Below are 6,050 nucleotides of genomic sequence, written 5' to 3' on the forward strand. Positions count from 1 at the left end.
GGACAACGAATGGGGTGGTCGAGGGAATCAACAATAAACTTAAACTAATAAAACGGAGAGGCTATGGCTTGAGAAACTTTCGGAATTTTTGGGTTAGAAGTATGTTATCTTGGCATCTTGTATGTTGATTTAGCATAAAGGGTAACGAAGAGCCCATTTTCCTCTTTTCCCCCAACTCCAGTGCTTCCCAACCCAAAAAAGTAAGGCAGACCTTAGCCTACCTTAAAACAAAGCGAGGTTGATCAACTTTGGGGATGCCGATGCGGATGCAGCGGATGGAATTGGTCTATTACCATATATTGTCGATTATAGCAAGGGTTTTGCTGGTTGCATAGATTTAAATAACAAATAATTATAAGCTTTACCATATATTTTAGTCTATACATTGAGCCGCAAGGACTATCTCTCGTCAAACTGGGTTTCAACCTGAACCTCAGTTCGGGATTAGTCAAAATTCTGAATGTTCTCCTAGCTGATAAACCCTATTCTTTCGTGGAACTGATGGCAAAATCTCTTTAACCGTAACTAACCTTGATTCGGTAAAGATTTTCCTCCTCTCGATCGCCTCGGAGAATTGTGCTGTAAGATATCTTCAGTTTGAATTGTTTATCCTCGCAATCGTAGATGAGAATAAATTTCGGTAGCTTTTGCGGGAATAGATCAATAATCTCAGGAAATTAACGGTTAATTATATGAATTCTGCTAAAATTATCGCCATTATCACGGGAGCAATTTCGATTTTAATCGCCGTTGCCTATTTAATCCTAGTCCAGATTCTTGACTTTCGCAGCGAGATGATTCCCGCTCCCCTAGAAGTTATTTTTCCCGGATGATAAAAATCGGGGTTGAAAATGTTTCAACCCCAGAAAAAGCAATTTTTGAGCGGATTAACCCACTGGTTGTAATACTAAATCCGGTTATTAAAAACTGATTATTTATTATCGCTTTTAAAGTGGAGGGTTGCATCAAAAGAGTTCCTCTGGCCTTATTGCCGGGGTCGTCTTTGCCAAGCAACAACTAATTTAATTTCCTCATAACTATAATTATCTCCCAGATTTTCTTTGAGAGTTTTCAGGGATTGATCACCCACTTTTTTAATCGCTAAACGAATATATTCCTGTTTATTTTTAGAGACTAACTGATTAATATCAATTTCGTAACCCGCTTCCAGCAATTTAGCTAAATGTTCATAGATGGTTGAGACTTTTAAGCTTCTTTTGCGAGCGATTTCTTCCGCATTCAAACCATCTTGATAGTATTGGAGAGTGAGGAATTGAGTAGAGGGAAGACTATCCTGACAAAAATCATTAATTGCCGCTATAAATATATCCCCATACTGTTGTACTTTACTGTGTACTACTCCAGAAATTTGACGAAACTGCCCCAAATTCCGGGGTTTCGATTGGGCCATCAAACGCAGACTAGAATCATGGAAAATAACGTAGGGAGGAACCCCTTGACTATCGGCAATTTTTTTCCGCAGTTGTCGCAAGCGATCAAATAATAAATCACTTTCCAGCGTATTGGGATTGTCGTCTCCCACGATTTGACCGTTAGCTTTTTGGGGGACGGCAATAAACACGGAACGTTGTTTCCGCATCACTTCCCAACTGTGTTGATTAAGTTTCAAGATTCTAAAATTGTCTTCAGTTTCTACCAGTAGATTTTGCTGGACAAGGGAACGACTTAAACGTTTCCACTCCCCGACAGTTTTATCTTTACCGATGCCATAAGTAGATAATAAATGATGTTGATATTGGGTGATTCTTTCACCTTTTCCTCCCCTCAGTACGTTGATTATGTGCATCATACCGAATTTCTGTCCCGTCCGCGCCACACAGGATAAAAATTTTTGTGCTTCGATCGTCCAATCCTGGTTATTTGTACCATTCCGACAGTTATCACAGTTACCACAGTTACCCGCAAAACTTTCTCCAAAGTAGCCTAGTACACTCGATCTTCTACATTCATTCCCTTCGGCATAATCTAACACTTGTCGCAATTGTTGACGAGCTTTCTGTTGTTCATTTTGCTCGGTTTTTTGGTTAATAAAATACTCAATTTTTCTGGCATCGGCAAAGCTAAAAAAGAGGGTACATTTAGCTGGTTCTCCGTCCCTACCCGCACGGCCTGATTCTTGATAATATCCCTCTAAATTGCGGGGTAAATCGTAATGAATGACAAAGCGTACATCCGGTTTATTAATCCCCATACCGAAGGCAATTGTTGCCACCATAATCTGCACATCATCCCGAATAAAACGGGTTTGATTGTTACTTCTTTCCCGATCCTCCATACCCGCGTGATAGGGTAGGGCATTAATACCATCTTTTTGCAACTGTTCTGCAACTTTATCGACGGTTTTGCGGCTGATACAGTAAACTATTCCTGCTCCTTTTTGTCCTTTAATATATTGATACAATTGCTGATAAGATTTACTGGTTTTAGGTTGAACTTCATAATAAAGATTAGGACGATTAAAACTAGCAATATGAATGGAAGTATCTCGCAATCCTAATTGTTGGATAATATCTTCTCTAACCTGTTGGGTAGCGGTGGCAGTTAAAGCCAAAATTGGCACGGAGGGAAAGCGTTGACGAACTTGTTTAATTTGTCGATATTCAGGGCGGAAATCATGACCCCAATCGGAGACACAGTGAGCTTCATCCACTGCTAAACAGGCTAAACCGAGGTAATTATCAATAACAGCTAAAAAATCTAAAAAACTAGGCGATAATAATCTTTCTGGCGCGACATATAACAGTTTAATTTTTCCTTGCAGGATTAAAGATTCTCTTTCTCTGACTTGTTTAGCATTTAAAGTGCTATTGAGAAATGTTGCCCCGATGCCATTATCAGCTAAAGCAGTTACTTGATCCTGCATTAAAGCAATTAGGGGAGAAACCACCACCGTCACCCCTTTTTTGATTAAAGCAGGTAGCTGAAAACAGAGAGATTTACCGCCTCCGGTGGGCATAATTACTAATAAATCCTGATTATTTAAAGCAGCCTCAATTATTTGGCGTTGATTCGGTCGAAATTGATCGTAGCCAAAGTGATATTTTAAGACTTTTTCTAAAGAGTCAATTGCAGCCATTGAGCAAGGGGAAAGATATTTTTATAGTAGTTATTTTAAGTTTACAGACTCTCTGATTTTAGGGAACAGGGAACGCCGGAATGGGTGACAGAGGGGGGGAGATTACCTATTGCCTCCTGACTCCTGACGACCGGCTCCTGACCTTAAGATTGTCTCACCTGATCGGGAACACCAACAAAGGAGAGATTGGCTAATTTTTTCAGATTTTGACAGCGCAATAACTCGTTAAAATTGAGACTCGATCGCCCCTCAATTTCAGCTATAGTCTCAATAGCCGATAATAAACCCTTAGCGGCCTCGGTTTCCGTGTAACCGCGTCTAACGGCCACTTTTAGGGCTGCTTCATCCGCATCTAATTCCCGTTGGGGGCTGCGTTTTTCCCGCCAAATCCGGTTAATTGCCAAGGCAGTTAAACCCCCCGCTACTGCCATACCGACGGCATCGGTTTGCAGGGTTTCCACGGTTAAACCGATCATACCAGCCAGAGCAATTACTCGATCGAGATCGGGTTTAAACCATTTTACTGCCGTTAAAACACAGACAGCCCTTAACAAGACTAAATCCCGTTGGGGTCTTGATAATTGCCGCCAGAGGTCAAAATTAATTGGAATCGGTCTGACTCCTCTTTGCCAGGGCAGGGGAAAATTAGTTTCGATTACCTTACTGCTTTCGGGTTTGCTGACAATGCGCGTCATCATCCGTCCCGAAGCAGGCATGAGGTCTAGTAAATGACTAATCTCGTTGTCTTGGTTCATCGATCGCTGGTCAATAGTCTTCGATCATTGAGTATAATCGCTTTCTGAGTTAATATCTCTTTTCCGACAATTTTCTCAACGAAACCGCGTGAGTCCCTACCGTTCGGCTTTGAGGGGTTCGATGTCCCGAAAATCGCCAATAAATTCTTGCATCTTCCTCAAAATCCTCATGTGTTGATTATTAATGAGGGGATGAAACCAGTCCTGACCGGATCTTGCCAACTCCAAGTAACACCCGAACAGGTGGCCGCTATCGAGGCGACACTGAAAGCGTTTGCGGAAGCTTGCGACTACGTTAACGGGAAGGTGAAGCCGAACCCGATGGAAGAACTGGCGATACAGTCGCTACGTTCATCTTATATTTAATTCCACCCACCTACTTATCGCCGTTTCTAAACTAAAGCCTGACTGCAAATAATGATGGGAATTGGTTGCTCCTCACCTTGCAAGCGGCGGCGATCTAACCAGTCCCGCATCTCATGTTGGCTATATAATTTCTTCAGTTCGCTAAACAAAGCTTCTCCTGTCAGGCTACGGCGCTTAATCAGGTTTAACTCGCGCTTGAGTACAGTGGTAATCGGTTGGCGAAAGGCCTGTTCTAATAGGTTAACCTGCTTGCGGATTTCTTCATCCTGCGTGGTTTTGAACAGTAGTCCCAATTCTCGCAGGACGTAGCGCTGTGCTTGAGTCAGAGAACGGCTGTACTCCCGTTCCGATTGGCGGTGTTGGACTTCTTGGGCAAATTTCACCTTGACTTGCATGACTGCTTGGTTGTAATTTTTGGGCAGCGGCAGTGCTGCTTCTTCTGGGTTGGTTTTGAGCATTCCTAAAATGCGGGCAGTATCTTTTGATCTGATCTCTCCCTGTTCATCGAGCCAATATAATTGCTGGTAGCCCTTCCAATCTTTGCGGTTAGGATAAGAAGCTTCACAGAAGACAATTATGCCCTTATTGAGAGAAAAGCGAGCCGTTCGGATGCCGTGAGGCAGGTTAGCTATCCGTTCGTATTCAGCCGGATTTTCTCGCTGGAGTTGTCTGAGAATTTCTTCGGCTTCATTGAGGTCGAGAAATTCTCCCTCATCTTCAAACAAACTTAATTGATGGCTGCCACTTTTTTCAGAAATCGCATACATAGCCTCTTCGTTAAGCTGTTCTGTGGGGTCAAGAATTGCCGCATCCTCACCGATGGTTTCATGAATTTCTTGAATGCGGTTTTTGAGTTTTTGCCGTAATCCTAGATTCCGCTCCAATCCCGTCTCTGGGAGAAAATTAAAGCCGTAAACCACATCATTCTCGCTGCCAATCCGATCAATCCGACCAAACCTTTGAATGAGTCGGACGGGATTCCAATGCAGGTCATAATTAACAATCAGGTGGCCATCTTGTAGGTTTAAACCCTCGGCTAAAACATCGGTAGCAATTAAAGTTTTGATTTCCGACTCTCCCTGTTGTAATTTATAGTATTTGTTGGCTTTGGGGGCAAATCTTCCCACTACCCGCGCCTTATCTTTATCGCCACTGTAGATGACTTCTAGATCGTCTTGATCGCCGTTAGGATTGAGGTTTTGATATAAGTAATAGGCGGTATCAGCATACTGAGTAAAAATGAGGCACTTGCTATCCTGCAGCGGAGGTTTATTCAACCAGCTTTTAAGGGTTTGTAATTTCGCATCTTTGTCTGGAGTAATTGGCTCAACTAAGTGCAAAATTTTCTCTAGCAATTGGATGTCATGCTCAAGATGTTTCTGTAATATTGTGGCATCAAAATCAGCTAGATCATACTTCCCAGATGCCTGACGCAAAGCATCGATAATGTCTTGTTCTTCCCCATTGTTTGGCTCATAGAGAATTGCTTGAGCTTCTTCTCCGGCGGGGATAATTCCTTGGCGTAAAGCTTCTCGAAAGCGTTGATGGACTTGCAGTAATTTCTTAACAGTTTGTTGGAAGGCATAAACGCTAGATTCAAAGCGTTTGAATAACAGGACTCGCATCAGTCCTCTTAAATTTGCTCCCCCGGTTTGTAAACTGAGTAATGGTTCTTGTTTGCGCTTATTTGGTAATAGACCTCTTGCATAATTTTTTTATGGTATAATATAAGGTTTTGCTTTTTTCTCAATTCTTAGATTGAAGTGGAAAAAAGAATAAAATGTGATCTTAGGTCAGGAAATCATCTATAATTTTGCTATGTTTATTAGCAA

The 6,050-nt window shown here is 42.0% G+C and carries 6 protein-coding genes; 3 read left to right on the plus strand and 3 right to left on the minus strand.

The annotated features are described in order from the left end of the window. Positions 1–128: transposase (locus tag PX482_RS13260; RefSeq protein ID WP_288122535.1), on the plus strand; the 128-nt coding region annotated here is incomplete at its 5' end. Between the two features lie 564 nt (positions 129–692). After that, on the plus strand, positions 693–833 hold the full coding sequence (locus PX482_RS13265) for a hypothetical protein (RefSeq protein ID WP_002760440.1): 141 nt from the start codon (positions 693–695) through the stop codon (positions 831–833). 152 nt (positions 834–985) lie between these two features. Here the strand turns inward: PX482_RS13265 and recQ are convergent, their stop codons facing one another. Next, entirely contained in the window at positions 986–3,097 is a 2,112-nt protein-coding gene (gene recQ, locus PX482_RS13270) for a DNA helicase RecQ (RefSeq protein ID WP_002760438.1), read from the minus strand. Between the two features lie 143 nt (positions 3,098–3,240). Continuing rightward, positions 3,241–3,852, minus strand: a complete 612-nt coding sequence (locus PX482_RS13275; RefSeq protein ID WP_002760436.1) for a DUF3318 domain-containing protein — start codon at positions 3,850–3,852, stop codon at positions 3,241–3,243. Between the two features lie 147 nt (positions 3,853–3,999). On the opposite strand from PX482_RS13275, the gene PX482_RS13280 reads away from it, so the two are divergent. Then, on the plus strand, positions 4,000–4,218 hold the full coding sequence (locus PX482_RS13280) for a hypothetical protein (RefSeq protein ID WP_043999166.1): 219 nt from the start codon (positions 4,000–4,002) through the stop codon (positions 4,216–4,218). A 26-nt stretch (positions 4,219–4,244) separates the two neighbouring features. Here PX482_RS13280 and PX482_RS13285 read toward each other — a convergent pair whose 3' ends face one another. Further along, entirely contained in the window at positions 4,245–5,843 is a 1,599-nt protein-coding gene (locus tag PX482_RS13285; protein WP_002760432.1) for a C-terminal helicase domain-containing protein, read from the minus strand. Positions 5,844–6,050: the final 207 nt, after the last annotated feature.

This window comes from Microcystis sp. M53602_WE12 (assembly GCF_030065455.1).
GTDB lineage: Bacteria > Cyanobacteriota > Cyanobacteriia > Cyanobacteriales > Microcystaceae > Microcystis > Microcystis aeruginosa.